At 66.2% G+C, this 26,867-nt stretch carries 21 protein-coding genes; 7 read left to right on the plus strand and 14 right to left on the minus strand.

Going from position 1 to position 26,867, the window contains the following annotated elements:
• Positions 1–60 precede the first annotated feature (60 nt).
• Both A3AS_RS0108930 and A3AS_RS0108935 read left to right on the plus strand, forming a co-directional pair.
• Complete coding sequence (locus A3AS_RS0108930; RefSeq protein WP_018317255.1) at positions 61–927, plus strand: S1C family serine protease; 867 nt, start codon at positions 61–63, stop codon at positions 925–927.
• A complete protein-coding gene (locus A3AS_RS0108935; protein ID WP_018317256.1) occupies positions 924–1,295 on the plus strand; it encodes a response regulator transcription factor in 372 nt (123 codons plus the stop codon). Before A3AS_RS0108930 ends, A3AS_RS0108935 begins: the two co-directional genes overlap by 4 nt.
• On the opposite strand, the gene A3AS_RS0108940 is transcribed toward A3AS_RS0108935, so the two are convergent.
• The 4 genes from A3AS_RS0108940 to A3AS_RS0108955 form a co-directional block, all read right to left on the minus strand.
• Complete coding sequence (locus tag A3AS_RS0108940) at positions 1,290–2,360, minus strand: HAMP domain-containing sensor histidine kinase (RefSeq protein WP_018317257.1); 1,071 nt, start codon at positions 2,358–2,360, stop codon at positions 1,290–1,292. The genes A3AS_RS0108935 and A3AS_RS0108940 overlap by 6 nt on opposite strands.
• Positions 2,347–3,039 (minus strand): response regulator transcription factor, encoded by a 693-nt coding sequence (locus A3AS_RS0108945; protein ID WP_018317258.1) that lies wholly within the window; start codon positions 3,037–3,039, stop codon positions 2,347–2,349. Before A3AS_RS0108945 ends, A3AS_RS0108940 begins: the two co-directional genes overlap by 14 nt.
• A gap of 100 nt (positions 3,040–3,139) precedes the next feature.
• On the minus strand, positions 3,140–3,622 hold the full coding sequence (locus A3AS_RS0108950) for a hypothetical protein (protein ID WP_018317259.1): 483 nt from the start codon (positions 3,620–3,622) through the stop codon (positions 3,140–3,142).
• 327 nt (positions 3,623–3,949) lie between these two features.
• The gene (locus A3AS_RS0108955; RefSeq protein WP_026201817.1) at positions 3,950–6,286 is read right to left on the minus strand and encodes a Tex family protein; all 2,337 of its coding nucleotides are present in this window, start codon (positions 6,284–6,286) and stop codon (positions 3,950–3,952) included.
• Positions 6,287–7,494: 1,208 nt separating this feature from the next.
• Between A3AS_RS0108955 and A3AS_RS0108960 the strand changes: the two genes are divergently transcribed.
• The gene (locus A3AS_RS0108960; protein WP_018317260.1) at positions 7,495–8,970 is read left to right on the plus strand and encodes an amidase; all 1,476 of its coding nucleotides are present in this window, start codon (positions 7,495–7,497) and stop codon (positions 8,968–8,970) included.
• A gap of 19 nt (positions 8,971–8,989) precedes the next feature.
• On the opposite strand, the gene A3AS_RS48930 is transcribed toward A3AS_RS0108960, so the two are convergent.
• The 3 genes from A3AS_RS48930 to A3AS_RS48210 all read right to left on the minus strand — a co-directional run bounded on the left by A3AS_RS48930 (position 8,990) and on the right by A3AS_RS48210 (position 10,723).
• Positions 8,990–9,766, minus strand: a complete 777-nt coding sequence (locus A3AS_RS48930) for a Clp protease N-terminal domain-containing protein (protein ID WP_371260664.1) — start codon at positions 9,764–9,766, stop codon at positions 8,990–8,992.
• A complete protein-coding gene (locus A3AS_RS48935) occupies positions 9,657–10,217 on the minus strand; it encodes an LON peptidase substrate-binding domain-containing protein (protein WP_245283172.1) in 561 nt (186 codons plus the stop codon). The genes A3AS_RS48930 and A3AS_RS48935 overlap by 110 nt, the downstream gene beginning before the upstream one ends.
• A 185-nt stretch (positions 10,218–10,402) precedes the next feature.
• On the minus strand, positions 10,403–10,723 hold the full coding sequence (locus tag A3AS_RS48210) for a hypothetical protein (protein ID WP_018317261.1): 321 nt from the start codon (positions 10,721–10,723) through the stop codon (positions 10,403–10,405).
• A 116-nt stretch (positions 10,724–10,839) separates the two neighbouring features.
• On the opposite strand from A3AS_RS48210, the gene A3AS_RS0108975 reads away from it, so the two are divergent.
• On the plus strand, positions 10,840–11,748 hold the full coding sequence (locus tag A3AS_RS0108975) for a PaaI family thioesterase (RefSeq protein ID WP_018317262.1): 909 nt from the start codon (positions 10,840–10,842) through the stop codon (positions 11,746–11,748).
• Between the two features lie 67 nt (positions 11,749–11,815).
• Positions 11,816–12,181, plus strand: a complete 366-nt coding sequence (locus tag A3AS_RS0108980) for a hypothetical protein (protein ID WP_018317263.1) — start codon at positions 11,816–11,818, stop codon at positions 12,179–12,181.
• Here A3AS_RS0108980 and poxB read toward each other — a convergent pair.
• The 3 genes from poxB to A3AS_RS0108995 form a co-directional block, all read right to left on the minus strand.
• Positions 12,178–13,914, minus strand: a complete 1,737-nt coding sequence (gene poxB / locus A3AS_RS0108985) for a ubiquinone-dependent pyruvate dehydrogenase (protein WP_018317264.1) — start codon at positions 13,912–13,914, stop codon at positions 12,178–12,180. The two genes, A3AS_RS0108980 and poxB, sit on opposite strands and share 4 nt — an antisense overlap.
• 110 nt (positions 13,915–14,024) lie before the next feature.
• Positions 14,025–14,657: a 2-dehydro-3-deoxy-6-phosphogalactonate aldolase gene (locus tag A3AS_RS0108990; protein WP_018317265.1), complete on the minus strand. Its 633-nt coding sequence runs from the start codon at positions 14,655–14,657 to the stop codon at positions 14,025–14,027.
• 1 nt (position 14,658) lies between these two features.
• Entirely contained in the window at positions 14,659–15,585 is a 927-nt protein-coding gene (locus A3AS_RS0108995; protein ID WP_018317266.1) for a 2-dehydro-3-deoxygalactonokinase, read from the minus strand.
• Between the two features lie 215 nt (positions 15,586–15,800).
• Between A3AS_RS0108995 and A3AS_RS0109000 the strand changes: the two genes are divergently transcribed.
• Both A3AS_RS0109000 and A3AS_RS0109005 read left to right on the plus strand, forming a co-directional pair.
• Entirely contained in the window at positions 15,801–16,898 is a 1,098-nt protein-coding gene (locus tag A3AS_RS0109000) for an LLM class flavin-dependent oxidoreductase (RefSeq protein WP_018317267.1), read from the plus strand.
• 58 nt (positions 16,899–16,956) lie between these two features.
• On the plus strand, positions 16,957–17,526 hold the full coding sequence (locus A3AS_RS0109005; RefSeq protein WP_018317268.1) for a flavin reductase family protein: 570 nt from the start codon (positions 16,957–16,959) through the stop codon (positions 17,524–17,526).
• A 161-nt stretch (positions 17,527–17,687) separates the two neighbouring features.
• On the opposite strand, the gene A3AS_RS0109010 is transcribed toward A3AS_RS0109005, so the two are convergent.
• From A3AS_RS0109010 to A3AS_RS0109025, 4 genes are all read right to left on the minus strand, one after another.
• Positions 17,688–19,556 (minus strand): sigma-54-dependent Fis family transcriptional regulator, encoded by a 1,869-nt coding sequence (locus A3AS_RS0109010; protein ID WP_026201818.1) that lies wholly within the window; start codon positions 19,554–19,556, stop codon positions 17,688–17,690.
• Between the two features lie 263 nt (positions 19,557–19,819).
• Entirely contained in the window at positions 19,820–23,125 is a 3,306-nt protein-coding gene (locus A3AS_RS0109015; protein ID WP_026201819.1) for a carboxyl transferase domain-containing protein, read from the minus strand.
• Between the two features lie 12 nt (positions 23,126–23,137).
• Positions 23,138–24,859 carry an AMP-binding protein gene (locus A3AS_RS0109020; RefSeq protein WP_018317271.1) on the minus strand — a complete coding sequence of 574 codons (1,722 nt, stop codon included), beginning with the start codon at positions 24,857–24,859 and terminating at the stop codon, positions 23,138–23,140.
• Between the two features lie 161 nt (positions 24,860–25,020).
• On the minus strand, positions 25,021–26,703 hold the full coding sequence (locus A3AS_RS0109025; protein ID WP_018317272.1) for a methyl-accepting chemotaxis protein: 1,683 nt from the start codon (positions 26,701–26,703) through the stop codon (positions 25,021–25,023).
• Positions 26,704–26,867: the final 164 nt, after the last annotated feature.

Consider the following 26,867-nt stretch of genomic DNA (forward strand, 5'->3'; position numbering starts at 1 on the left):
CGGCCAGTTTCGCGATTCCCCGCGACATCCCAGATTGAGGGCAGCTTATAGGAGCCGCCTATGACTGACCCAACTCCCCTGTCCTCACTATCGTCCGCCCTCGCGGATGTGGTGGCGCGCACCGCGCCCGCAATCGTCTCTGTGCACTCGCATCGCTCCCGTGCGACCGGCTTCGTCTGGAAAGGGGGGCTGATCGTCACCGCCGACGAGGCGCTGGCCGACGAGGGCGAGGTCGAGATCGGCCTTGCCGACGGCAGCCGCGTGGCTGCCACGATCGCCGGCCGCGACCACACCACCGACATCGCGCTGCTGCGCACTGAGGCCGCTGCTACGCCGGTCAAGCTCGCAGCAACGGTCCCGCCCCTCGGCGCGTTGTCGATCGTTGTGGCCACCAACCGCGAGACGCCGAGTGCCGCGCTGGGGATGGTATCGGCGTCCGGCAGTGGCTGGCGCTCTCTGCGCGGCGGCGAGATCGATGCGCGGATCGAGCTCGATGTCCGCCTGCGCGGCAGCCAGCAGGGCGGCCTTGCGCTCGATGCATCGGGCGAAGCCTTTGGCATGGCCGTGCTCGGGCCGCGGCGCGTGCTGGTGATCCCGACGGCGACGATCGAGCGCGTCGCCGCCCAGCTTGAAACGCGCGGTCGCATCGCGCGCGGATATCTCGGCCTCGGGCTCCAGCCGGTCCGGCTCGACGAAGGCATCGGCGCCATGGTGATGAATGTCGACAAGGCCGGCCCTTCGGCCGCGGCCGGCATCCGCCAGGGCGACGTCATTGTGGCAGTTAACAACCAGAAGCTGTCAGGCGTGCGCGCGCTGTCGCGAACGCTGGGTCCTTCGAGCGTCGGCGCGGTGGTCGACGTCGCGGCGCGCCGCGGCGGCGAGCCGATCAGCTTCAAGGTCACGGTCGGCGAGAGGCCGGAGGCGTGAGCGAGGACCGGACGCCGGAGATCGTGCTTGCCCTGGAGATTGACGATCCCGCCCTCGCCGATCGCCTGGCGGCCTTGCTCGGCAGTGTCGCCGGGCTTCGCCTTGCCGCGCCCGGCGAGGCTGCCACGGCGACCGTTGTCGCCCGTGATCCGCGCGTGATGCCCGCCGACATCGCGCTGACGCAGCGCGAGCTCGACGTGCTGGCGCTGATGGCCGAGGGTGCCTCCAACAAGATGATAGCCCGCCGGCTCGGCATCTCCGTGCACACCGTCAAATTCCATGTCGGCTCGCTGCTCGACAAGCTGGACGCCACCGGCCGCACCGATGCGGTGGCGCATGCGGCACGCCGCGGCGTGATTGAGCTATGATGTCGCGGGGAAGCGGAGCTCGACCGTCAGGCCCGGCGCATTGTCATGCAGCGCTACGCCCGCGCCGTGAAGGCGCGCGACCGCGGCGACGAGGCTGAGGCCAAGGCCGTTGCCCGGCGTGTAGCGGCTCTGCTCGAGCCGGTAGAAGCGCTTGAAGACGTGATCGCGCTCCTCAGTGGGAATGCCCGGACCATCGTCGGCGATGGCGATCACCGCACCGCCATCGGCGCTGCGGCACGTCACGGTCACCTGCCCGCCTTTGCAGCCGTGCTTGATCGAATTGTCGACGAGATTGGCGATGGCATCGAACAGCAGGTCGCGATCGCCGGTGATCGGCACCTCGCGGTCTCCGGCGAGGCTGAGGCGCGTTGAGACCTGCTCGGCGGCGGCGTCGTAGAGCTCGACGACCTCGCCGGCGATCTCGGCGAGGTCGAGCGCGCGGAAGGCGCCGGTGCGGGCGCGGGTCTCGATCTCGGAGATCCGGGTGATGGAGGCGAACATGCCGAGCACGGCGTCGAGATCGGCGATGGTGTCGCCGATCAGCGCGGCATCCGCCTCGCTGTTGCGTTCGTGGTGATAGGCCTTCTCCAGCCGGCCGCGCATCCGCGTCAGCGGCGTGCGCAGATCATGGGCGACGTTGTCGCTGACCTGCTTGACCTCACCCATCAGCGTCTCGATGCGGTCGAGCATCTGGTTGAGGTTTTCGGCGACGCGGTCCCATTCGTCATGACTGCCGCGCAAGGGGATGCGCTGGTCGAGGCCTGAGAGCATGATGGCGCGGCTGGTGGCGTTGATCTCCTCGATCCGCCCGACCGTGCGCCGCGTCACCAGCACGGCGGCAAGCCCGGCGAGCACCAGCAGCAGCACGGCAACCGCCGCCATTGCAAGCTCGATCATCGCGGTGAAACCGCGGTGATCGCCGGCGTCGCCGACCCGGCTCTCCACATAGGCCAGCGTGCCGAAATAGACATAGGCCATGATCGCCGCGACGATCAGCCCGAACGCCGCGATCGCGATCAGCGCCAGGCGGAAGGTGGAGGAGCGGAGCGTCTTAACCAGGAGCACGGAGGCAATATCCGATGCCGCGGATGGTGTGGATCAGCGGATAGGCCTGGGCATCGTCGACCTTGCGGCGGACGCGCCCGACATAGACGTCGATGATGTTGGTGGAGGGGTCGAAATGCAGGTCCCAGACGTGCTGGAGCAGCATCGCGCGGGAGACGACGCGCCCCTCGTTGCGGACGAGATATTCGAGCAGCTGGAACTCGCGCGGCAGCAGCGGGATCTTGCGGCCGCGGCGGCTGGCGTTGCGCGCGATCAGGTCGATGGCGAGATCGCCGACCCGCAGCAGCGTCTCCTTGGCGATGGTCTCGCTGCGGCGGCCCAGCGCCTCGAGCCGCGCCAGCAATTCGGTGAAGGAGAACGGCTTGACGAGATAGTCGTCGCCGCCGGCGCGCAGGCCGCGCACGCGATCATCGACCTCGCCGAGCGCGGAGATGATCAGGAACGGCGCGGCAACGCCGTCGTCGCGCAATTGCCGCATCACGCTGATGCCGTCGATATCGGGCAGCATCCGGTCGATCGTGATCACGGCATAGTCGCGCGCGGCGCCGTGGCTGAGAGCTTCACGGCCGCTGGCTGCGAGATCGACGTCGTAGCCGGAGGTCGTCAATTCCTCGACGAGCTGGCCTGCTGTTTCCGGATCGTCCTCGACGACCAGGATGCGACGGTGACCTCCGGTCATGCAAAACTCCGCGCGACAATCGCCACCAGACTATCCCGTTCCGGGGCTGGACGGAACCGCCCGGTGGCGATCGCGACAATGGTGCGGTACGGCGATGCGACTACCAATAGTCTCCGCACACATTGACCCATTGCCATCCATAGGGCGTCCAGCTCCTGCGCCAGCAGCCATCGTTGTAGCCGGCGTAAATGAAGGGCGCGCCGAAGACGGCGAAACGACGGAAATGGTGATGATGGTGGAAGCCGCGATGGCCGTGCCAGCCGGCCCCGGCGAAACGCGGCCCGATCGCCGCATGGGCGAAGCGTGCGCCGCCAAAAGCGGGACCGCCGGCATGGGCGAAGCGTGCACCGCCAAAGGCAGGACCGCCGACATGGGCGAAGCGCGCACCGCCCATCCCGCCGGCGCGCATGCCGCCGAAGCCGCCTGCGTGCATGCCGCCACCGAAATGTCCACCGCCGCCGAAATGACCGCCGCCGCCGAAGCCGCCATGTCCGCCGCCGCCACGGGCGAGCACCGGTGAAGCGAGCGCCATCGCCGCGGCGATCGTCACCGCGGTGAGGCCTTTGAGAAGCCTGTTGTTCATCGAAGCATCCTCCTTGCAGTGCGGCGGTTAGCGCGTCGCACGAGGATGATCAGATGAGAGCAAGAGATCGGCGCCTTCAACTTACAAACGCGCCAGATTCTGACGCGAGTGTTAGGGAGGCGACGCTCTATCACTCCCTCTCCCCGTTCTTACGGGGAGAGGGTGGGGTGAGGGGCTGCTTCCGCGAATGTGATTTGAATTGAGGGCGTGTGTGGGAGCCGGGGGGACCATCGATTCGGCGCGCAGGTTGCCACGCCCCTCACCCGAAATCCGCGCTACGCGCGAATTCCGACCTCTCCCCGCAAAGGGCGGGGAGAGGTCAAGATGTCACGCCCGCTTGCCGTTGTTCTTCTCCGCCGCGCGGCGCAGCGCTTCTGCGAGGGCGCCGCCGCCGGAGGATTCCTGTTTTCGCGGGGCGGACGACGTCATGCGGGAAGGGTTGCGCGCGCTGTTGTCGCGCTGCATGCCGGGGGCGTCCTTCTTGGCACCGACCTCGTCGTCGAGACGCAAGGTCAGCGAGATGCGCTTGCGCGCGACCTCGAAGTCCAGCACCTTGACCTTGACGATGTCGCCGGGCTTCACCACCTCGCGCGGGTCCTTGATGTAGGTCTTGGACATCGCGGAGATGTGCACGAGGCCGTCCTGGTGCACGCCGATATCGACGAAGGCGCCGAAGGCGGCGACGTTGGTCACGGTGCCCTCGAGGATCATGCCCTTCTGGAGATGCTTGATCTCCTCGACGCCCTCCTTGAACACGGCGGCCTTGAACGCCGGACGCGGATCGCGGCCGGGCTTCTCCAATTCCTTCAAGATGTCGGTGACGGTCGGCAGACCAAAGGTCTCGTCGACGAAATCCTTCGGCTTCAAGGTGCGCACGATCTCGCTGCTGCCGATCAGCGCCTTGATGTCGCTCTTGGTGGCGCTGAGGATCCGGCGCACCACCGGATAGGCTTCCGGATGCACGCCGGAGGCGTCGAGCGGGTCCTCGCCGCCGAGAATGCGCAGGAAGCCGGCGCACTGCTCGAACGCCTTCGGCCCGAGCCGCGGCACGTCCTTGAGCGCCTTGCGCGACTTGAACGGGCCGTTGGCGTCACGATGCGCCACGATGCTCTGCGCCAGGCCTGAGCCGACGCCCGACACGCGGGCAAGCAGCGGTGCGGACGCGGTGTTGACGTCGACACCGACGGCGTTCACGCAGTCCTCGACCACGGCATCGAGCGATTTTGCGAGCTTGGCCTGGCCGAGATCGTGCTGATACTGGCCGACGCCGATCGCCTTGGGCTCGATCTTGACGAGCTCGGCGAGCGGATCCTGCAGGCGCCGCGCGATCGAGACCGCGCCGCGCAGGGTGACGTCAAGACCGGGCAATTCCTCCGAGGCGAAAGCCGAGGCCGAATAGACCGACGCGCCGGCTTCCGACACCACGATCTTGGTCATCTTCAGCTCGGCCAGCCCCTTGACGAGATCGCCTGCGAGCTTGTCGGTCTCGCGCGAGGCGGTGCCGTTGCCGATCGCGATCAGTTCGACGCGATGCTTCAATGCAAGCTTGCCGAGGATCGCAAGCGACTCGTTCCACTGCCGCTGCGGCTCGTGCGGATAGATCACGGCGGTATCGACGACCTTGCCGGTCGCATCGGTGACGGCAACCTTGACGCCGGTGCGATAGCCGGGGTCGAGCCCCATGGTGACGCGGGTGCCGGCCGGCGCGGCCAGCAGGAGATCGCGCAAATTGGAGGCGAACACGCGCACGGCCTCGGTCTCGGCGGCGTTCCACAGCCGCATGCGCAGGTCGATATTGAGATGCACCTGGATCTTGGTGCGCCAGGCCCACCGCACCGTGTCGATCAGCCAGCGGTCGCCGGCGCGCTTGAGGTCGGCGATGCCGAACCGCTTCATGATCTTCAGTTCATAGGCGCTGGGCACGCCCGGCGGCGGCGCCTCGGCCTCGGCCTGGATCTGCAGGTCGAGAATCTCCTCCTTCTCGCCGCGGAACATCGCGAGGATGCGGTGCGAGGGCAGCTTGGTCAGCGGCTCGGAGAACTCGAAATAGTCGGCGAACTTCTCGCCCTCGGTCTTCTTGCCGTCGCGCACCTTGGAGGCCATGCGCGCATTGGTCCACATCTCCTCGCGAAGCGCGCCGATCAGGTCGGCGTCCTCGTCGAAGCGTTCGACCAGGATGGCGCGGGCGCCGTCGAGCGCGGCGGCGGCATCCGCAACGCCCTTCTCGGCGTTGATGAAGCCTTCGGCCACCACCTTCGGATCGTTGGTGGGCTCCGCCACCAGCTGGTTGGCGAGCGGCTCGAGGCCGGCCTCCTTGGCGATCTCCGCCTTGGTGCGGCGCTTCGGCTTGAACGGCAGATAGATGTCTTCGAGACGGGCCTTGCTGTCGGCGGCGAGAATGGAGGCCTCGAGCGCCGCATCGAGCTTGCCCTGCTCGCGGACTGATTCGAGGATGGCCTTGCGGCGATCCTCGAGCTCGCGCAGGTAACCCAGGCGCTCCTCCAGGGTGCGCAATTGCGCGTCGTCGAGCGCACCGGTCGCTTCCTTGCGGTAGCGGGCGATGAAGGGAACCGTGGCGCCGCCATCGAGCAGCGTCACCGTCGCCTCGACCTGCTCCGCCCGAACCCCAAGCTCCTGCGCAATTTTCTGGTTGATATTTGCCACGCGAGAATTCCTCTATCCAAGCACGCAACGCGGGGGCGAACCACCGGCCACGGGACGCCGCTTATGGACCAACCGGGGTTGATTCATCAAGGTACTGCGGCGGACCGTCGACAGGGGATTTTTTGTCGAACCGATGCGATCTCGCCACATTCGTGGGGACGGCGCGCGAACACCCTCGCGGATCCCGGATGCGCCTGCGCGGGCGATGACACCGAGTGTATGCGGCAGACACGGTGCCGTAGGGTAGGCAAAGGCGCACCGCGCCGTGCCCACCAAATTCAAACGCGGCACGAGATGCGTGGGTAGCTTCCGCCGTCGCTCTTCGAGCTATGGCGGACAAGTCGCTTTGCCCACCCACGACGCCGGTTGTATGTTGCAGACATGCCTTCACCTCCTCGCGGCGCTTCCGCCCGAGCTTTGCGCTCCGCATCGCGCCCTCAACGAAAGGGCGCAGGGAAGGCCGGGCGCCGGCTGGCACCCGCGGGTCCGTCGTGCGATGAGATGCACACGCAATGCACAACGGATCAACAGGTGAAGCCGAAACGTCCGGCCTTCCCTGCGCGATGTTTGACGGCCTATGGCGCGCTCTCCCCGGAGACGAGTTCCTGCTTGCCTCCGTCACCTCACGGATGGCGGCGCGCTTCGCCCGGTCGGGCTCGGCGCACCTCCGCAAGGCTTGGCTGTAGCAACGACAACCAGGACCACGCGATTTGGCCGTACGCATCAGCGCCGTTCGTCCGCACGAAGCCTGGACCTCACGGGGGTCATCCCGCCCTGCTCCCGCCTCTCGTGCACGACGCTGCGCGTCCACCGCTCCCCGATCCGCGGCTCGTGACGACGTACGACCGCCCCTTTCGCCGGATCAGGATGGGCGACACATACGCCGAAACCGAATTTCGGTAAAGTGGAATATTTTTGTGCGCGGCAATTGACAGCGGGCGACACAGGACGATGGCGCGTAGCCGGGATGGAGCGCCAGCGTAATCCGGGACGGTGCCAGATGCCGGGCGAGCGCCCCCGGATTACGCTGCGCTCCATCCGGGCTACAGGCTCCTCCGGGTTGCAACGATCGGACAACTGCCGGATTGGGATGACGCCGCCTTGCGACCTCTCCGCCCCGTGCAACCCTGCCCCTCGTGCCGGCTCAGTTGATTCAAGCGGTCCCTTGCGAAAAAGGTGGCGCCGCATCTTAAGGAGATCAGGACTTCATGACGTTGCCGATGAGCTGGACGGAATGGGCGCAGCACGATGGCGTCGCGCTGGCGGGGCGTGTCCGCAAGGGCGAGCTGACGGCGAAGGAGCTGGCGCGCCAGGCTGCCGCGGGTGTCGCCAAGGTCAATCCGGCGCTGTCGGGCGTGGTCGAGCTGTTCGAGGACGTGATCGCCGATCCCGCCAAGGACGGCGCCAATCTCGCAGGTCCGTTCGCTGGCCTGCCCTTCCTGATGAAGGACCTCGGGCCGACCATGAAGGGCCGGCTGCAGGAAATGGGCTCGCTGTTGATGAGCGGCAATCGCGCCGCGGCCGATACGTTCCTCACCGGCAAATTCCGCCAAGCCGGCCTCAATTTGATCGGACGCACCACGACGCCGGAATTCGGCGTGTGCTCTTCGGCCGACAATCCCGCCGTCTATGTCACCCGCAATCCCTGGAATACCGACTACACCACCTGCGGCTCCTCGGCGGGCAGCGCCGCGATGGTCGCGGCCGGCGTGGTGCCGATCGCGCATGCGACCGACGGCGGCGGCTCGATCCGCATTCCCGCCGGCGTCAACGGCAATATCGGGCTGAAGGTCTCGCGCGGCGTGTTCTCGCTGGCCCCGCACATGTCCGACCTCACCGGCCTCGTCTCGATCCAGGGCTGCCAGTCGCGCAGCGTGCGCGACACCGCCGCCTTCGTCGATCATGCGCGGGGGCCCGCGCCCGGCGAGTTCATGCCGTTCTGGACCACGGCGCAGCCTTATTCCGAGATGATCAAGCGCGATCCCTCGAAGCTGCGCATCGCATTGTCCCATACATGGGGCAACTACACCGCGACGCCCGAGATCGCAGCCGAGTTGGAGAAGGCCGGACGCTTCCTCGAAGGCCTCGGCCATCACGTCGACTATGCGCTGCCGGAGATCGACCTTCCCGCTGCATTCGAGGCGCAGACCACCTGCTACATTTCGAATTTCGCCGTGGTGATCTCCAACATGCTCGCCGCCCGCGGGCTGGAAAAGCCGCCGGAAGATCTGATCGAGCCGATGAACATCCGGATCTGGGAAGCCGGCCGGCACACCAGTTTCGCCGAGCGTGCCAAGATGCAGGGCGTATTCAACACCACATCGCGCGGCTTCGGCGCCTTCTTCGAGCAATGGGACGTGATCCTGACGCCGATCACCGCGCTGCCGACGCCGAAGGTCGGCACCAGGGAATATCTCACCATTTCCGACAATCCTGATGTGCGCGACTGGTTCGACAATCTCTGGCGCTTCTTCGCCTTCACGCCGCTGGCCAATCTCTGCGGCATGCCGGCGATCTCGATGCCGATGGCGACGCAAGACCACGGCCTGCCGCTGGGCATCCAGGCCATCGCCAAGCAGGCCAATGACGGCCTGCTGCTGCAACTCGCCGCCCAGATCGAGCGCGCGCTCGACGGCAAGTGGAACGGCGGCAACACCGCGAAGGTGCATGTGACCAAGGCGTGAGCCGCCGCCGCTTCTTGCTCTAGCCCTTGTCCTTGGCACTCGCTTGCGCGATGGCCTTGTCCACGCGCCAGCGCGATACGTCTTGCTCGGCGAGCAAGCGCACCGCCGGGCTTCGCGTTTCCGGAAAGAGAGCAGCGAGTGCATTGGCGCCGGTCACGGCGGGATTGCCGACCTCCTGGGCGTGCAGCGCAGCCCGGCGGTCGACGCGCTGAAATGCAGCGGTCGGCGCGGCGGTGCCGGTCTCGATCACAAGGTGGGCGAGCTCCCTGTCGAGATAATCGGTCAGGCTCTGCCTGAGCACGCCAAGATCGGCGTTGCAGGCCTGCAGGACGAGCACGGCATCGCCGTCTTCGGTCAACGCCAGCAGAAGGTGTTCCAGCGTTGCAAACTGATGGCGGCGTCGGTCGGCAAGTTCAAGCGCCCGCCGGCGCGTGGCGACATAGGCCGGTGTGAGCGGACGAGACGACGCATCCAGCCGTGCGCCGATCGTTTCCAGCCGCTTCACGGGATCGAGGATCGCCAGCAGCTCGTACTTGTCCTTGACCGACAGCTTCATCCGCGTCGCCATTGTGTCCGCGATATGCCCGATGTCGCGCGTCTGATCGAAGAACGACCAGACATCCGGCATGAGCAGGCCGTGGGCTGCGGCGTAATCCTCGAAGCGTTGAGCGGTTCGGCGGACCAGGTCAGGCGCGTCCGCAGCCTGGCTCTCGGGCAATTCGGAAGCCTCGGACCGATAACCGTTGTTCGTCGCCGCGAAGCTGCGAAGCCCGACGCGACGAATTCCACGCGTCAAGCACCCTGATCGAGCCGTCAGAGAGCCGTTCGAGCTCGACCAATTGAGCGAGCAAACCGACCTCGTAGACGTCGGCAAAACGCGGCTCATCGACGGTCGCGTCGCGCTGGATCGCACAGACAATCTCGCGAGCGCTCTCGAACGCATGGTTGAGGGCGAGCGCCGTGTTCTCGCGCCCGACGAACAGCGGAAAGGTTGCGTTTGGAAACGGCACGAAATCGCGCAACGGGACCGCCGGATAGATCGCGGTCGAACTCTTGAGCTTGACGATCGGCGCGGCCGCGTCGCGGCGCCCGGCCTGGAGCATTGCCGACAATGTGTTCCAGTCGGCAACGCCCAGCATTCTCGACACTAGTTCGAGGCTTTCGCTGTGACTGAGGGGGACAGCCTTCGTGGTCAGGGATTCGCGCAGGGTCTGCGCCATAGCCTTGGCATCGCGAAAATCGCGCATCGGTTCGTCCTTTGCATGAGCGATCCAGATGTATCAGGCGGTTGCGTTGCTGACCCGGACGCTCGGGCAAAGGGGGAGGCCGATGAAGGCTCGATACGTTCACCATTCCACAGAGGGTGCAACCGGCAGGTCGTATCAACCTGCACGGAAGGTGGCGCAAAGATAAATCGCTGTCAATTGCGATCTCAATTCTTCACCGCCGGTATCTCCTCCGTCACCGGCTGCTGCTGGCCCTGCCGGTACATCGCCAGCGCCTTGTCGAGGGCTTCGCGCAGCGCCAGCGCGGCGGCCACGCTGCAGCGAAGGTGCGCGGTCTGGATCACGTCGACCCTGACCGCGGCACCGACCGGCATGAGCAAGTTAGCGGCGAGCTCGATCTGGATCGCGCCGTTGTGATGACCGAAGCAGGACGCGCCATCGAAATAGATGATCGGCGCCCGCTCCGAGCTGGAGCTCGAAATGGTGACGGGCCCCTGATTGTTGGCAGGCGTTTCGGGGTCGGCCATGGGCGCTCCTTGCGGCTAGTCGGCGAACGGAGCGCCCACCATCGGTGCTTCGGCCCGCTCTGTCGAGGCCAATTCGGGGTTTTGCGCGGCGCCCGACACTGGTCTAGAACATCCCCATGAGCACCATACCGCCCACGCTCCCATTCGAGGAACTCGCCGACGCCATCAAGGGCCGCCGCTCCGATTACGGCCATATCAGCGGGCTCCAGCTCGACCGCTTTGCACCAGCTGAGGCCTGGTCCAGCCTGCCCTACCGGCCGGTCTTCGTCGGCGACACCGAGACCGGCGTGCTGCATGGCGGCGTCGTCACCGCGATGCTGGACGAGAGCTGCGGCATGGCGGTGCAACTTGCGCTCGACGGCACGCGCGCGATCGCCACCCTCGACCTGCGCATCGACTATCAGAAGCCGGCGACGCCGGGCCTCGACATCAAGGCGCATTCGGTGTGCTACCGCACCACGCGCTCGATCGCCTTCGTGCGCTCCACCGCCTATCAGGAGTCCGAGGACGATCCGGTAGCGACTGCGACCGCCTGCTTCATGATCGGCGCCAACCGCACCAACATGCTCGCCGACCGCAGGATGGATGCGCGCAGCATCCCGGTGCTGGAGGCGCCGGAAGATCCGGATGGCCCCTTCGCGCGCAGCCCGTTCGCGCGCGCGCTCGGCATCCGCGTCAATGACGACGGCACGCTGACGATGCCGTTCTCGCCAATAATCATCGGCAACCCGATCCTGCCCGCGATCCACGGCGGCATGACCGGGGCCTTCCTCGAGACCACAGCCATCATCGGCGTCGCGCGCGAGCTCGGCGCCGCCGCGCCGCCGAAGCCGATCGGGCTCACCGTCAACTATCTGCGCTCCGGGCGTGCGCTCGATACGTTTGCCAACGTCTCGATCGTGAAGCAGGGCCGGCGCATCGTCGCCTTCGAGGCGCGCGCCTGGCAGGACGATGCGGACAAGCCGATCGCCACCGCCTTCGGCCATTTCATGCTGCGCCCGACGCCCGGAAGTGACGAGGAATAAGCGCATTTTGACTTGACGGCCGCAGCCCCGGCCACAACGATAGCACGTCCCCGCGAGAGGTATTGGATTGCGGCATCCGCTCGACATCGTCGCCATGTTCGCCGCACTCTGGCTGCTGGCCTCGATGATGCTCGACGCGTTGACGCCGAAGGAGCTGACCGCGATCATGATCGGCGTGGCGATCGGACCCGCGATCGTCATCACCGCCGTGTTCTACTACCTGCGCTGCCCGCGAACGGACTTTGCGGTGATGTTCGCGGCGCTCTGGCTGATCTCGGACATCGCCATCGCCTTCGTCTCGCCGAAGGAGCTGCCGCACTTCCTGATCCTGCTCGGCTTCGTGCCGGCCCTGCTGATCGGCTCAGTGATGCACTGGCAACGCTTCCAGAACCGCCACGAGCGACTGCCCGCGCCGTCGGTGAAGCGGGGCTAACGCGGCAGCAGATTCGTCTTCGCGAGGTCGAGCACCTCGTCGCCGCGGCCGTTCATCACCGCGCGCAGGACCCAGAGGCTGAATCCCTTGATCTGTTCGGGCGTGATGGTCGGCGGCATCGACAGCTCCTGCTTGGCGGTGACGACGTCGAGCAGCGCGGGCCCGTCATGGGCCAGCATCTCCTTGACCGCACCGGGGAGCTCGCCGGGGTCCTCGACGCGTTTGGCGAAGATGCCCATTGCGCGCGCCATCGCCGCGAAATCGGGATTCTCCAGGTCGACATTGGTGTCGACGAAACCCGCCGCCTTCATCTCCAGCGCGACGAAGCCGAGCACGCCGTTGTTGAAGATCACGACCTTCACCGGCAGCTTCATTTGCGTCAGCGTGATCAGATCGCCCATCATCATGGTGAAGCCGCCGTCGCCGGAGAGCGAGATCACCTGGCGGCCGGGCTGGGCGGCCTGCGCACCGATCGCCTGCGGCATGGCGTTGGCCATCGAGCCGTGCACGAAGGAGCCGACCAGCCGGCGGCGGCCGTTCATGTCGAGATAGCGCGCGGCCCACACCGTGGGCGTGCCGACATCGGCGGTGAAGACCGCATCGTCGGATGCGTGGTCGCTGATGACCTTTGCGAGATATTGCGGATGGATCGGCTTGCTGCCGGGCGTGCCCTTGGCCAGCGAATCCAGGCCCTCGCGCGCCTTCTTGTAGTGCGCGACGGCGTCGTCGAGATGCTTGCGCTGCGTCTTTGCTTTCAGCAAGGGCAGCAGCGCCTCGATGGTCAGCTTGACGTCGCCGACGAGGCCGAGATCGATCTTGCAGCGTCGTCCCAGATTTTCCGGGCGGATGTCGACCTGCGCGATCTTCGCATCGGTCGGAAAGAATTGCTTGTAGGGAAAATCGGTGCCGAGCATCACCAGGGCGTCGCAGGCGTGCATGGCGGCATAGCCCGAGGAGAAGCCGATGAAGCCGGTCATGCCGACGTCATAGGGATTGTCGTACTCGACATGCTCCTTGCCGCCGAGCGCATGCACGATCGGACTCTTCAGTGCTTCGGCGAGCTGCATCAGGGGCGCATGCGCGCCGGCGCAGCCGCGGCCGCAGAACAGGGTGACGCGCTCGGTGCCGTTGAGGAGTTCGGCGAGCGCCTGCAGCTCATCGGCCTGCGGCACCACCTTCGGCGCCGACAGCGCGAGTCCGCGCGTCGTCGACAGCGCGCGCTTGGGCGGGCTACGGAATGCGACGTCGCCGGGCATGGCGACGACGGCGACGCCGCGCAGGCCCACCGCCGCGCGGATGGCATTCTCCAGCACGTAAGGAAGCTGGCTCGGGTCGGACACCAGCTCGCAATAATGGCTGCACTCACGGAACAGGTTTTGCGGATGGGTCTCCTGGAAATAACCGCCGCCGATCTCGGCGGTCGGGATCTGCGCCGCGATCGCCAGCACGGGAACGCGGCTGCGATGCGCGTCGAACAGGCCGTTGATCAGATGCAGATTGCCGGGACCGCAGGAGCCCGCGCACACCGCAAGGCTTCCGGTCATCTCGGCTTCGCCGGCGGCGGCGAACGCGGCGACCTCCTCGTGGCGGACATGGATCCATTCGATCGTGCCGCGGCGGCGCAGCGATTCGGTCAAGGCGTTCAAGCTGTCGCCGACGATGCCGTAGATGCGCTTGACGCCGGCCTGCTCGAGCGTTGCCACGAACAGATCGGCCACGTTGTTGATCGCCATGTCGGTCTCCTGATTCAGCCAGTCACATAATGCGATGCGCAAAACGTCAGCATCGCGACACTATGTGGCACAATAGGCCATGTCAGGATCACGGCTAGTTTATTGTCCGTTCAATCTTTCTGAATTGCCCGATCGTAAGCCGCGATCGTTGCCTTCGCGCGCGCAGCGACATCGGCCGCGCTCATGCCGGGCTTGTAGAGGCTGGAGCCGAGCCCGAAGGCGGTGACGCCGCCCCCGATGTACTCCGCAAAATTCTGATCGGAGACGCCGCCGACCGCGGCAATCATGACGCCTGGCGGCAGCACGGCGCGGATCGCGGCGATGCCGGATGCGCCGAGCACGTTGGCCGGAAAGAATTTCAGGCCCGATGCGCTCGAGCGCGCCGCGAGCAGCGCCTCGGTCGGCGAGAACACGCCAGGCAAGGTCACCATGCCGTGCTGATGCGCACGCGCGAGCACCTGCGTGTCCACATTCGGCGAGACCATCAGCCTGCCGCCGACGTCGTTGAGACGATCGACATCCGCGGTGGTCAGCACCGTGCCGGCGCCGATCAGCACGCCTGAAGGCGCCTGCTTCACGGCCGTTGCGATGGAACGGAACGGATCGGGCGAGTTCAGGGGAATTTCGATCGCGGTCATGCCGGCCTCGATCAGCACGGCGACGATCGCCTCGGTCTCCTCCGGCTTGACGCCGCGCAGGATCGCAACCAGCGGCCGCTTCATCGGCGGAAAGGGAACGCTCATCTCAAAAGTCCTTCTGCTTCGTCCAGATGGCGGCAGCCGCCATCGACAGGCCGCGGCGGACGGCCTCATCCGCGTCGACCGGAATTGCGTTGACCGACAGCGCCTCGAACGCCAGCCGGTACAGCATCGCAAGCCGCCCCGATGCAATCAGCTCGACGCCCGCTTGGGGAACGGGGCCGGAGAGCCCCGCCGCCAGCTCGGCGCCGATCAACGTGCCCGACAGCGTCTCGCGCGCCGCGGCCGGCGTGCCGCCGAACAGCAGCTGGCGCGAGCGCGCGCCGAACAAGTGATTGGCGACAAAGGCGGGCGCCTCATACGCGGCTTTCACCGCCGCCTTGAAGCTCGCGACATCCTCGGCCTCGTCGGCGCCGGCGACCGCGAGCGACAGGATGGTCTCGCGCGAGACGGCGCTGAACAGCTCGCCTGTCATGAAGGTGGAGAAGCGTTCGACCACGCCGTCCTTCACGCGCACCCATTTCGAATGCGTGCCGGGCATGCAGACCAGCGCCTCGCCCGCGGCCTTGAGGCCGAGCGTGCCGAGCAGCTGCGTTTCCTCGCCGCGCATCACGTCCGGCGCTTTTGTCTCGCGCTGCGCGATGCCGGGCAGGATGCGGATGTCGCGCGCTTCGCCGGGGACGCGCACGGCCTGTTTCAGGATGGCCGCCAGCGGCGCTGGCGTGTCGACATAGCCGGCTTCGACCCAGCCGTCCCTGGCACCGGCCATGCCGCAGACGAGAACCGGCAGATGATCCGGCGCCTCGATCGCCGCAAGATGCGATCGCAGCACGGCGGAAAAGCCGGCCTTCGCCGCCGCCAGCATGCCCTCGCCGCTGCGCCGCTCAGTCAGCACCTCGCCGGCACGATCGACCAGCCACAGCCGAAAGCTGCTGGTGCCCCAGTCCACCGCGACATAAGCGGGTTCGGTCATGCGAAACTGTCCTCGTCTCACGGCTGGGACGCCGTCTCGCGACAGTGAGACGACGTCTTGCGGGTCTACCGCCGAGATACCGGCTATTGTGCGGGCAAACCAGCCCTTTCTCCGCAATTCGAGGCTCCGCCGTGCTGGCACAGCGCTTGCTGAAGCTTTGTTGCTCAACTCCGTCAACGCGCGACAAGACGCGTCAACATCAGATGAGGAAACCCATGGAGATCGGCTATTTCACGATGCCTTCGCATCCGCCGGAGTGCGGCCTGAAGGAAGGGAACGACTGGGACCTGCAGGTCATGCGCTGGCTCGACGAGCTCGGCTATCAGGAAGCCTGGGTCGGCGAGCACCACACCGCGCCCTGGGAACCCAATCCCACGCCGGACCTTCTGATAGCGCAGGCCTTGATGCAGACCAAGAAGCTTCGCATCGGGCCGGGCGGATTCCTGCTGCCCTATCACCATCCGGCCGAGCTCGCCAACCGCGTCGCGATGCTCGACCATCTCTCCGAGGGCCGGCTCAATTTCGGCGTCGCAGCTTCGGGGCTACCGAGCGACTGGGCGATGTTCAACGTCGACGGCATGAGCGGGCAGAACCGCGACATGACCCGCGAGGCGCTGGAGATCATCCTGAAGCTGTGGACCGAGCCGGCACCCTTCACTCACAAGGGCAAATTCTGGACGGTGACCAAGCCGGACACAATGTTCGACTTCCTCAAGCCCCACATCAAGCCGTTGCAGGCGCCGCATCCGCCGATCGGCGTTGCCGGGCTGTCGAAGAACTCGGACACGCTGAAGCTCGCCGGCGAGCGCGGCTTCATCCCGATGAGCCTCAACCTCAACCCGGCCTATGTCTCCAGCCATTGGGACTCGGTCGAGGTCGGCGCCGCCAAGACCGGGCGCAAGCCGAACCGGCAGGACTGGCGCCTGGTGCGCGAGGTGTTCGTCGCCGACACCGACGAGGAAGCCTGGAAGCTCTCGACCGGCGACATGATGGGCCGGATGATGAGCGAGTACTTCCTGCCGCTGCTCGGCCATTTCGGCTTCAAGGATTATCTCAAGCACGCCCCCGATGTCCCCGACAGCGACGTCACGGTCGAATATTGCGCCAAGCGGAACTGGATCGTCGGCTCGCCCGCGACCGTCGCCGAGAAGATCGAGAAGATCTACGACGAGGTCGGCGGCTTCGGCGTGCTGCTGGTGTTCGGCTTCGACTACAAGCACAAGGCGGAAGCCTGGCACCACTCGCTCTCGCTGCTGAAGAACGAGGTGATGCCGCGCCTTGCGCATCTCGGCTCCGCGAAGAAGGCGGCTTGACGCCCAACGGGTGCGGCGCAATCGTGTCGCACCCGCTTCTATCTTCGGAGATTTCCGCGTGACGGTCGACGCCAATCCTCTCGACGCAAAGGATTTCAAGCAGGCGATGCGCCAATGTGCCGGCGCCGTCGCGCTGGTCACGGTCGGCGCCGAGCACGGCAGGCGCACGGGGTTGACGGTGACGTCGGCCTGCTCGCTGTCGGACTCCCCACCGTCGCTGATCGTCTGCGTCAACCGCAACGCCAGCGCACATGCGCGCATCCGCGAGGAAGGCGCGTTCGCGATCAACTTCCTGCACGAGGACCACGCCCTGCTCGCGCTGACCTTCAGCGGCCAGAAGGGCGTCAACGGCGACGACCGTTTTGCGTTCGGGCAATGGACGCGCGGCGCGACCGGCGCCCCGGTGCTGACGGATGCGGTCGCCGCATTCGACTGCGTGCTGGCGCAGGAGTTCGAGACGACGACGCATTCGATCTTCGTCGGCGAAGTGCGCGGCGTGTCGCATTTGGCGTCCGCAGCGCCACTGGTGTACCTGCGCAGCAGTTTTCACACGCCGCATGAGATGCGCGAAACGGTGACGGTCGGCGACCTCGATTCACGGCATCTGAGCTGGACGGATTTTTCTTAATCGTCACTCTCGCTGCGAATACAGTATCGTAGGGTGGGCAAAGCGAAGCGTGCCCACGTACTGCAACATTCGGTTAGAGATGGTGGGCACGGCGCAAGCGCGCCTTTGCCCACCCTACGATTCCGAGCCAGCGGAGAACGCGCGCCACGTGCAGCTGATCCCTACTGCGCCGTCTCGATCTTCAGGTGCTTGATCTTCCGATACAGCGTGGCGCGGCTGAGCTTCAGCGCGCGGGCCGCCGCCGTCACGCGGCCGCCATGCTGGCGCAAGGCTTCCACGACCGTGGCGCGCTCGGCGCTTGCAAGATCCGGCTCCGCCGCCCGTCCTCCGAACGGCGGCAGATCCAGATCCGCCTCGGTGATGACCCCGTTCTCCGCCGTGCAACCGGCGAGCCGCAGCACGTGGCGAAGTTGGCGCATGTTGCCGGGATAGGAATAGGCCGAGAGTTGCGACCACGCCTGGTCCGAAAGCCTGCAGTTCGGCGCCTCCTCGCGCGCGATCTGGCGGATGACGTCGTCCCGGTCGGCACGCTCGCGCAAGGCTGGCAGCCGCACCTCGAGGCCGCGCAGGCGGAAATAGAGGTCGGCGCGGAAGCCGCCTTCTTCGGCCATGCGGCCGAGATCACGGTGGGTTGCGCTGATGAGGCGGATGTCGACGGCCACAGGCTTGAGCGCGCCAAGCGGCCAGACCTCGCGGTTTTCCAGCACGCGCAACAAGCGAGTCTGCAGCGCGATCGGCATATCGCCGATTTCGTCGAGGAACAGCGTGCCGCCGTCGGCCTGCACGATCAGGCCCTTCGAGCCGTCGCGCCGCGCGCCGGTGAAGGCGCCGGCCTCGTAGCCGAACAGCTCGGCGTCGATCAGGCTCTCCGGCATCGCCGCGCAGTTCAGCGCCACATAATTGCTGCGCGCGCGGTTGCTGGCGGCGTGAATGGCGCGCGCGAACACATCCTTGCCGACGCCGGTCTCGCCATGGAGCAGCACCGGCAGATTGTGATCGCCGATGCTTCGGAGCCGCTTCACGCTTCTGATCAGCCCGGGATCGCGGCCGGCGAGCCGATGCAGGGCGTCGAAGCGATCGACAGGTGCATCGCGGCGCGGTGCGAGCGGGCGCGCCGATGATCTCGCCCGCAGCGGCGGCGCAACATGCCCTCGCCCTAACGCACTGCCATCGGCGCGGCGCAACTCGACCGTCTCGTCCGCGCCGCGGCCGGCATGATGATCGAACTTGACGTAGCGCGACAGATCGATGCCGGATGCGATCAGGCCGTCGGTGAGACCCAGCAGTGCGCGCGCCGAACGGCAAGCGCCGACGATGCGGCGATCGTCGTCATAGGCGAGCAGACCGCTGCCGCCGTCGCCCGGCACGGTCGCGATCCAGGCGTTGCGGAAATGACCGCGGAAGATCGCACCCTCCATGCGCCGCGTCGCCTCCATCGTCACCGCGAGCGCGAGCTGATGCGCAGCGCGCTCGAGATCCTCTCGGCATGAGGTGATGTTCACGGCACCGGCGAGGCGACCGGCCTGGTCGAACAGCGGCGCCACGGCGCAGGAGAACATGTGCCACTGCGCGCGAAAATGCTCGTCACGATGCACCAGGATCGGCTTCTGCTCCGCGAGCGCGGTGCCTAGCCCGTTGGTGCCTTCGAAAGCCTCGGAAAAATTCGAGCCGGTATAGACCTTCCAGCGCATGAAGATTTCAGTATCGGCCGGGCCGGGCAGCCGGCTCCACAGCATCGTAGCGCTAGGGTCGGCGAGATTGACGCAATAGCCGGCCTCGCGCAGCACCCGCGCGAGGTCTTCGAGCTCCGGCGTCGCGAGCTGGATCAGCTGCTCCATGGGTTCGGCGACATGCCGGACCTCGGCCTCGGTCAGCGTCTGCGGCGGTCCCTGCCGGGCGGGGTCGAGCTTGTGGCTGATCAGGCAGCGCCGCCAGGAATCGGCAATGCGCGAAGAGGCATCGACGTCGGCCAATTGATTGGCGACGGACAAGACACGGGCGACATGGTTCGAGGCCGACAGGCTGGCCATCGCGGACGTCTCCACCCTGTATTATTGTGCAAAGTCTGGCACCACAGGCGGGGATGTCAATCGGGAACCGGGAACGAGGATGAAGGCACACGGGCCCAGCGCCGTCATGGCCGGGCTTGTCCCGGCCATCCACTCGTTACCGCGGATGCGAAAGAACGTGGATGCCCGGGACATCTGGCGCGAAGACGCGCTTCGCGCTTCTGCCCGGGCATGACGATTTGGATAAAGAGTGCCTTAAGCGACTCGTGCTTGCTGCACCGCCCTCACCACGTGTCGATACACGGCCGCTTCTTCCCGACCCTGGCCGCCGGCTTCGGCACCGAACGGAGTCCGGCCATGATCCAGCGGCGCGTCTCGGCGGGGTCGATCACGTTGTCGATCTCGAATACCGATGCGATCGAGACCGCCTTGCCGTTGGCATAGAGCTCGGCGACCTTGTTGCGGTAATAGGTCTCGCGCTCCTCGGGATCAGTGATCGCCTCCATCTCCTTGCGGAAGCCGAGGCGGACGTAGCCCTCCAGGCCCATGCCGCCGAATTCGCCGGTCGGCCAGGCCGCGGTGAAGAACGAGGCGTGGAAGCCGCCGCCGATCATCGACTGCGCGCCGAGACCGTAGCCCTTGCGCAGCACGATGCCGAACAAGGGCACGGTGAGGCTCGCGCCCGTGACGAACATGCGCGAGACATGGCGCACGATCGCGGTCTTCTCGGCTTCCGGGCCGACCATGAAGCCGGGCGTGTCGCAGAGCGAGACGACGGGCAAGTCGAACGCGTCGCAGAGCTGGAGGAAGCGGGCAGCCTTATCGCCGGCATCGGCGTCGATGGCGCCGCCGAGATGGCGCGGATTGTTGGCGATCAGGCCGAACGGCTTTCCTTCGATGCGGATCAGCGCGGTGATCATGCCGACGCCGTAGTCGCGGCGCAGCTCCAGCACGGAATCCTTGTCGGCGACGAGGTCGATCACGCTGCGGATGTCGTAGACGCGCAGCCGGTTTTCGGGGATGGCGCGTCGGAGCAGGCGCTGGTCGGCGGCCTCCCACTCCGTCACCGCGCCCTGGAAATAGGACAGATACTTTTGCGCGACGGATGTCGCCTCCTCCTCGTCTTCGACGAGGATGTCGATGACGCCGTTCGGCGACTGGAACGAGACCGGGCCGACCTCGGCCGGATGATAGACGCCGAGACCGCCGCCTTCGATCATCGCAGGGCCGCCCATTCCGATCGAGGCGTTCTTGGTGGCGATGATCACGTCGCAGCAGCCAAGCATCGCGGCGTTGCCGGCGAAGCAATAGCCGGAGACGACACCAATCACGGGCACGAGGCCGGAGAGCCTTGCGAATTGCACGAAGGACGGACCGTCGAGCCCGGTCATACCGAGCCGGTCGGTGTCGCCGGGCCGGCCGCCGCCGCCTTCGGCATAGAACACCAGCGGCACGCGCCAGTCTTCCGCAAGGGTCAGCATGCGGTCGATCTTCTTGTGGTTCATGTGGCCCTGCGTGCCCGCGAGCACGGTGTAGTCATAGGCCACAACGATGCAGCGCGCGCCCTCGGGTCCGAACTTCTCGTCATTCACCGTGGCGACGCCCATGACGAGGCCGTCGGCCGGCGTGTTCTTGATGAGATCGTCGAGTTTGCGCCGGCGGCGCTGCGCCGCGATGGCGAGGCTGCCATATTCCATGAACGAGCCTTCGTCGACGAGCTGGGCGACGTTCTCGCGCGCGGTGCGCTGGTTGGTGTTGCGGCGGCGCTCGACCGAGGCGGGGCGATTCCCATCCAGCGTGTTGGCCTGGCGGGCGATCAGCTCGGCGAGGTCGGGGCGGACGTGGTCGAGATCGATGTCGGTTTCCGCCGCTGTGCTGTCGGCCGCAACGTCGAGCGGTTCCAGATAGAGGATTGCCTCGCCATGCATCAGCGTGGCGCCATCACTGGCAACGAGCGTCATGACCCGGCCGCCCTGCTCGGCCATCACCAGATGCTCCATCTTCATGGACTCGATCACGGCGAGCTGCTGGCCGGGGCGCACGATCTCGCCCTCCTTCACCTGAATGGTGACGATGGTCCCCTGCAACGGTGCGGCGACCATCACCGTGCCTTCGGGCACCACTTGCGCGATGTGCGTCTCGGCACCGTGAACGCCACTTCCTTCGGTTGGCGCAAAATAAAGCGGCTTGGCCGCGCCATCGGCGGCATCGACAAGCTTTGCGATATTGCGATCGATGAAATCGGTCGCGATATGGTTGGTCCTGAAATCAGGATGCGCCAGCACCGCCTGGAGGAAGGCGATATTGGTGACCACGCCGTCGATCCGGAACTCGCGCAGGGCACGCGATGCCTTCGCGACCACATCATGCCAGGCTTCGCCCGGCGTATGCACGATGACTTTCGCCAGTAGCGAGTCAAAGGCCGCGCTGGTCTTGTAGCCGGCGTAACCAAAACTATCGACACGAACTCCGGGGCCTGATGGGGGCTCGAAAACGGCGAGCACGCCGCCGGTCGGATGCGTCGCGCCGGTCTCATCCAGCGTTTCCATGTTGACGCGGAGCTGCATGGCATGGCCGCGCGGCTTCGGGATCGATCCCTGCGCAAGGTCGAGCGAGGCGAGCGTGCTGCCCGCCGCGACCGCGAGCTGGGCGCGGACGAGGTCGAGCCCGAGCACCTCTTCGGTGACGGTGTGCTCGACCTGCAGCCGCGGATTGGCCTCGATGAAGGCAAAACTGTCCTCGGCCGTGCCGTCGACCAGGAACTCGAACGTGCCGAGATTGTCGTAAGCCGCCGCCGCCGCAAGCTGCTTCGCTGCCTCGATGATGCGGCCGCGCAAGGGATCACTCAGCGACGGGCTCGGCGCCACCTCGATCAGCTTCTGGTGCCGGCGCTGGATGGTGCATTCACGCTCCCAGAGATGAGAGATCGCGCCGTGACGATCGCCGATGATCTGCACCTCGATATGGCGCGCCTGCCGGATCAGCCGTTCCGCATAGACGCCGTCGAAGCCGAAGGCCGCCTTGGCCTCGGACTGGCAGCGTGCATAGGCTTCCGCGAGATCGGCCGCGCTCTCGACCACGCGCATGCCGCGCCCACCGCCGCCGGCCATGGCCTTGATCACGATCGCAGCATGGCTGCCGAGCGAAGCGAAGAACGCCGTGATCTCCTCCAACGAGGACGGCCCGCTGGTGCCGGCAATGATCAGCACGCCGCAACGCTTTGCCAGTTGCCGCGCCGCGACCTTGTCGCCGAACAATTCGAGCGCCGCCGGCTTCGGCCCGACGAAGGTGAGGCCCACGTCCGCGCACGCCTTGGCGAATGCGGCGTTCTCGCTGAGGAAGCCGTAGCCGGGATGCACGGCATCGCACCCGACGCTTTTCGCCGCCGTCACCACCGCATCGATGTCGAGATAGGCCCGGGCGCCGCGGCCGGGGATTTCGACCGCCTCGTCGGCCACACGCACGTGCAGCGACAGCGCATCATCAGTAGGATGGATCGCAACGGTCGCGATGCCGGCATCGGCCGCCGCGCGCGCGATGCGGATGGCGATCTCGCCGCGATTGGCGATCAGGAGTTTCTTGAACGACATCGTCTCTCTCATTCAGACAGCAGCAGGAAGATTCGAATCGAGGTCCTGCTTCTTCACCTTGCCCGTCGCCGTCAGCGGCAGGGCATCGATAATACGCACTTCCGGGATCTTGTAGACGGCCATGCGCTCGGCGCACCAGGCGCGCAGATCTTCCGCAGAGATGGTGCCGACCGCCTCCGGCTTGAGCTGGATATAGGCCACCGGCACCTGGCCCTTGTCAGGATCGTCGCGCCCGACCACGCCCGATCCCAGCACTTTCGGATGCTGGCCGAGCAGCGCCTCGATCTCCGGCGGAAACACGCTCATGCCCTTGACCTTCAGCATCTCCTTGCGGCGGCCGAGGAAGTGCAGAAAACCGTCCTTGTCGATGGTGCCGATATCGCCGGTGCGCAGCCAACCGTCGACGAGCGACTCGGAGGTCGCCTCCGGCTTGTTCCAGTAGCTCTTCAGCAGCGACGGCGTGCGCACGCGGATCTCGCCTTCCGCGCCGAGCGGCAGCAATGCGCCGGTCTCGAAATCGGTGATCTTGAACTCGGCGCCGGGGACCGGCAGGCCGACGAAGATCGGCTGATTGTTGAGGTCGAAATCGTTATCCTGGAAGCCCGCCGTGAAGGTGTTGGAGGTGTGGGTTTCCGTCATGCCCCATGCCGCCTCCATCAGGATCGTGCCGGTCAGACCCTTCCAGCGCTTGCGATAATCGGCGTTGAGCTTCTTGACGAAGGAGACGACGCGGACCTGCTGCAGCGACGACAGATCGAACTCGCTCCAGCGCGGATGGTCCATCAGCTCGACCGCGCCGTCGACCGGCATCGCGGTGATCGTGACCTTGTACTTGTCGATCGCCGCCATCGCGCCGACGGCATCCCAGCGCGCCAGCAGCACCAGCGTCGCGCCGGAGAACAGCGGGAAGATCAGGCCAAAGTTCTCGCCGGCGATCCAGAATTCCGGAAAGAACGACAGGAACACGCTGCTCTCGTCGGACAGCACCGAGATGCCGTAATTGGCCGCGGCCGTGTACACCATGTCGCGATGGGTATGGACGCAGCCCTTGGGCATGCCGGTGGTGCCGCCGGTGTAGTTGAGCGCGGCAACGTCATCGAGCCCAGGCGGCGGCAGCGGCATAGGCGTGGGCATTGCCGCCAGCGTCGGCAGCAGATCGGTCGCGCCCGGGACCGCAACGCGCGGCGCGCGGATCGAGTCCGGCGTGGGGAACGCGGGCGTTACCGGAATGACGTCGGCGAAGCTGGTGACGATGATTTCGCGCAGGCGCACCTCGCCTTTCACCTGCTCGACGACGGGGACGAGCTGGTCGAGCGCCACGATTATTTCGGCCTGGGTGTCGTTCAGCTCGTAGGACAGCTCGAACGCGCGCGACAGCGGGCTGACGGGGACATGGATCGCGCCGAGCTTCAAAATGCCGAAGAACACGATGTGGAATTGCGGGCAGTTCGGCAGGAACACGGCGACGCGGTCACCCTTGCTGACGCCCTTGGCTTGCAGCAGCGCCGCAAAACGGTCGCTCTGCCGGTCGAGCTCCGCGTAGGTGGTGACGTGGCCGTAGAAGATGATTGCGGGCCGCTCCGGGCTGCGCTTCGCCCAGGCGCGCAGATATTCCGTCAAGGGAACTTCGCCGTGCAGATAATTCGGCGAACGCGGCATGCCGTTCGGCCAGGCCTTCTCCCACAGGCCACGCAATGTGGCGAGATAATCCTTCTCGTTGAGGCCCGTGCTCATGACGTCTTTCCCGTGTTGCTTTTCTTTTCGAAGGCACGCACGTGCCGTCAATCGACATCGCTACACGTCGAGCACGGCAGAGGTCATGTCAAGAAAAACAGCATCGGCGTCGCGGCCGATGCCGCGACGCGGAAAAAGAAAGTCTCTCGCAGCGCGTTTCGTTACGCTGCGCGCACGCCCGCGACGAAAGCGCTGACCTCGTTTTCGAGCGATTGCAGCTTCTGCGTCAGCCGGCCGCTCGATTGCAGCACGAGGCCTGCGGCCTGGCCGGTCGCCGCGGTCGCGTCGGTGACGCCGGAGATGTTCTGCGAGACCTGATCGGTTCCGGAGGCAGCCTCCTGCACGCTGTGGGCGATCGCCTGCGTCGCGGCGCCCTGCTCCTCGACCGCGGCGGCGATCGACGAGGAGATCTCGTTGACCTCCATGATGGTGGCGCGGATGCTCTCGATGTTGCCGACGACCTGGTTGGTCTCGGCCTGGATCGCGGTGATCTGCGCGCCGATCTCGTCGGTCGCCTTCGCGGTCTGGCTCGCCAGCGACTTCACTTCGCTCGCAACCACCGCAAAGCCCTTGCCGGCTTCGCCGGCGCGCGCCGCCTCGATGGTGGCGTTGAGCGCGAGCAGATTGGTCTGCGAGGCGATCTGGTTGATGAGGTCGATGACCTCGCCGATCTTGTGCGCGGCCGCTGCCAGCCCCTGCACGGTGTCGTTGGTGCGCTGGCCGTCGGCGGCGGCCTTGTCGGCCACCGTCGCGGCCTGTGCGACGCGCTGGCTGATCTCCGAGATCGAGGACGACAGCTGGCCGGCGGCGGAGGCCACCGTCTGCACGTTGCTCGAGGCTTGCTGGCAGGCGGAGGCGACGAAGCTCGCGCGGTCGGTCGCCTTGTCCGCGGTTTCCGACATGCCCTGCGCGGCCTGCTGCATCGCGCGCGCCTCGTTGAAGACATCGCGGACGACGGCCTGGACGCTCGCCTCGAACTTGCCGGCGAGGTCAGTCATGGCCTTGCGCTTCTCGTCGTCGGCCCGCTGCTTCAGCTCCTGCTGCTCGGCATGCATGCGGCCGACGGCCGAGGCATTGTCCTTGAACACGGCGAGCGCCTTGGCGAGCGCGCCGACCTCGTTGTTGCGGTCGGTATAGGGCACCTCGAACGCGCTGTCGCCGGCGGCAAGCCGCTCGGTCAGCGCGGTGATTTTTGCCAGCGGCCGGGTCACGCTGCGGCCGATCACGAAGGACGCGCCGAGAACCAGGACCAGCACGGCCAGACAGACATAGCCGAACGTCGTCGCGGCCTGGCGGAAGACGGCGTCGACATCGTCGAGATAGATGCCGGTGCCGATGATCCAGCCCCAGGGCGCAAAGCCCTTCACATAGGAGATTTTCCCGACCGGCTGGTCGAAGCCGGGCTTCGGCCAGAGGTAGCCGTAGAAGCCCGCGCCCTGCTTCTTGACGACGTCGACGAAGCCCATGAACAGCGCGTTGCCGGCGGGATCCTTCATGCCGGAGAGATCCTTGCCGTCGAGCTCCGGTTTGATCGGATGCATGACCATCTTGGGGGCCATGTCGTTGATCCAGAAATACTCGACCTTGTCGTAGCGCAGGCTCTTGATCTCGGCGATCGCGGCGGCCTGGGCCTGCTCGCGCGGGAATTTCCCCTCGCTCTCGAGCTTTTGGTAGTGGGCGAGGATGCCGTAGCCGACATCGACCATCTGCTGCGTCTTGGCCTGGCGATCGGCGACCATCTGCGTGCGCAGGGTCGACAAGGCGATCGGTGCCAGGGCGATCATGCCGAGGAGGCTGATGCCGACAATCAGGACCAGCTTGAAACTGATGCGGGAGAAAATCATCGGAGCTCACGAAATTTGGCGGGACAGACATGCCAGATTATCCCGATCCCCTTAGCAAAGCTTTAAGCATTCGGGTTCCCAGGCGGCCGCCGAAGCCCGGCGGCCGCGCACGGTTTTCGCACCCTCGCGGCGCCGCGCCCGTCTTCGAATATAAACCTCTTCAA

Origin of the sequence: Bradyrhizobium sp. WSM2793 (genome assembly GCF_000379585.1) — a bacterium.
Classification (GTDB): Bacteria; Pseudomonadota; Alphaproteobacteria; order Rhizobiales; family Xanthobacteraceae; genus Bradyrhizobium.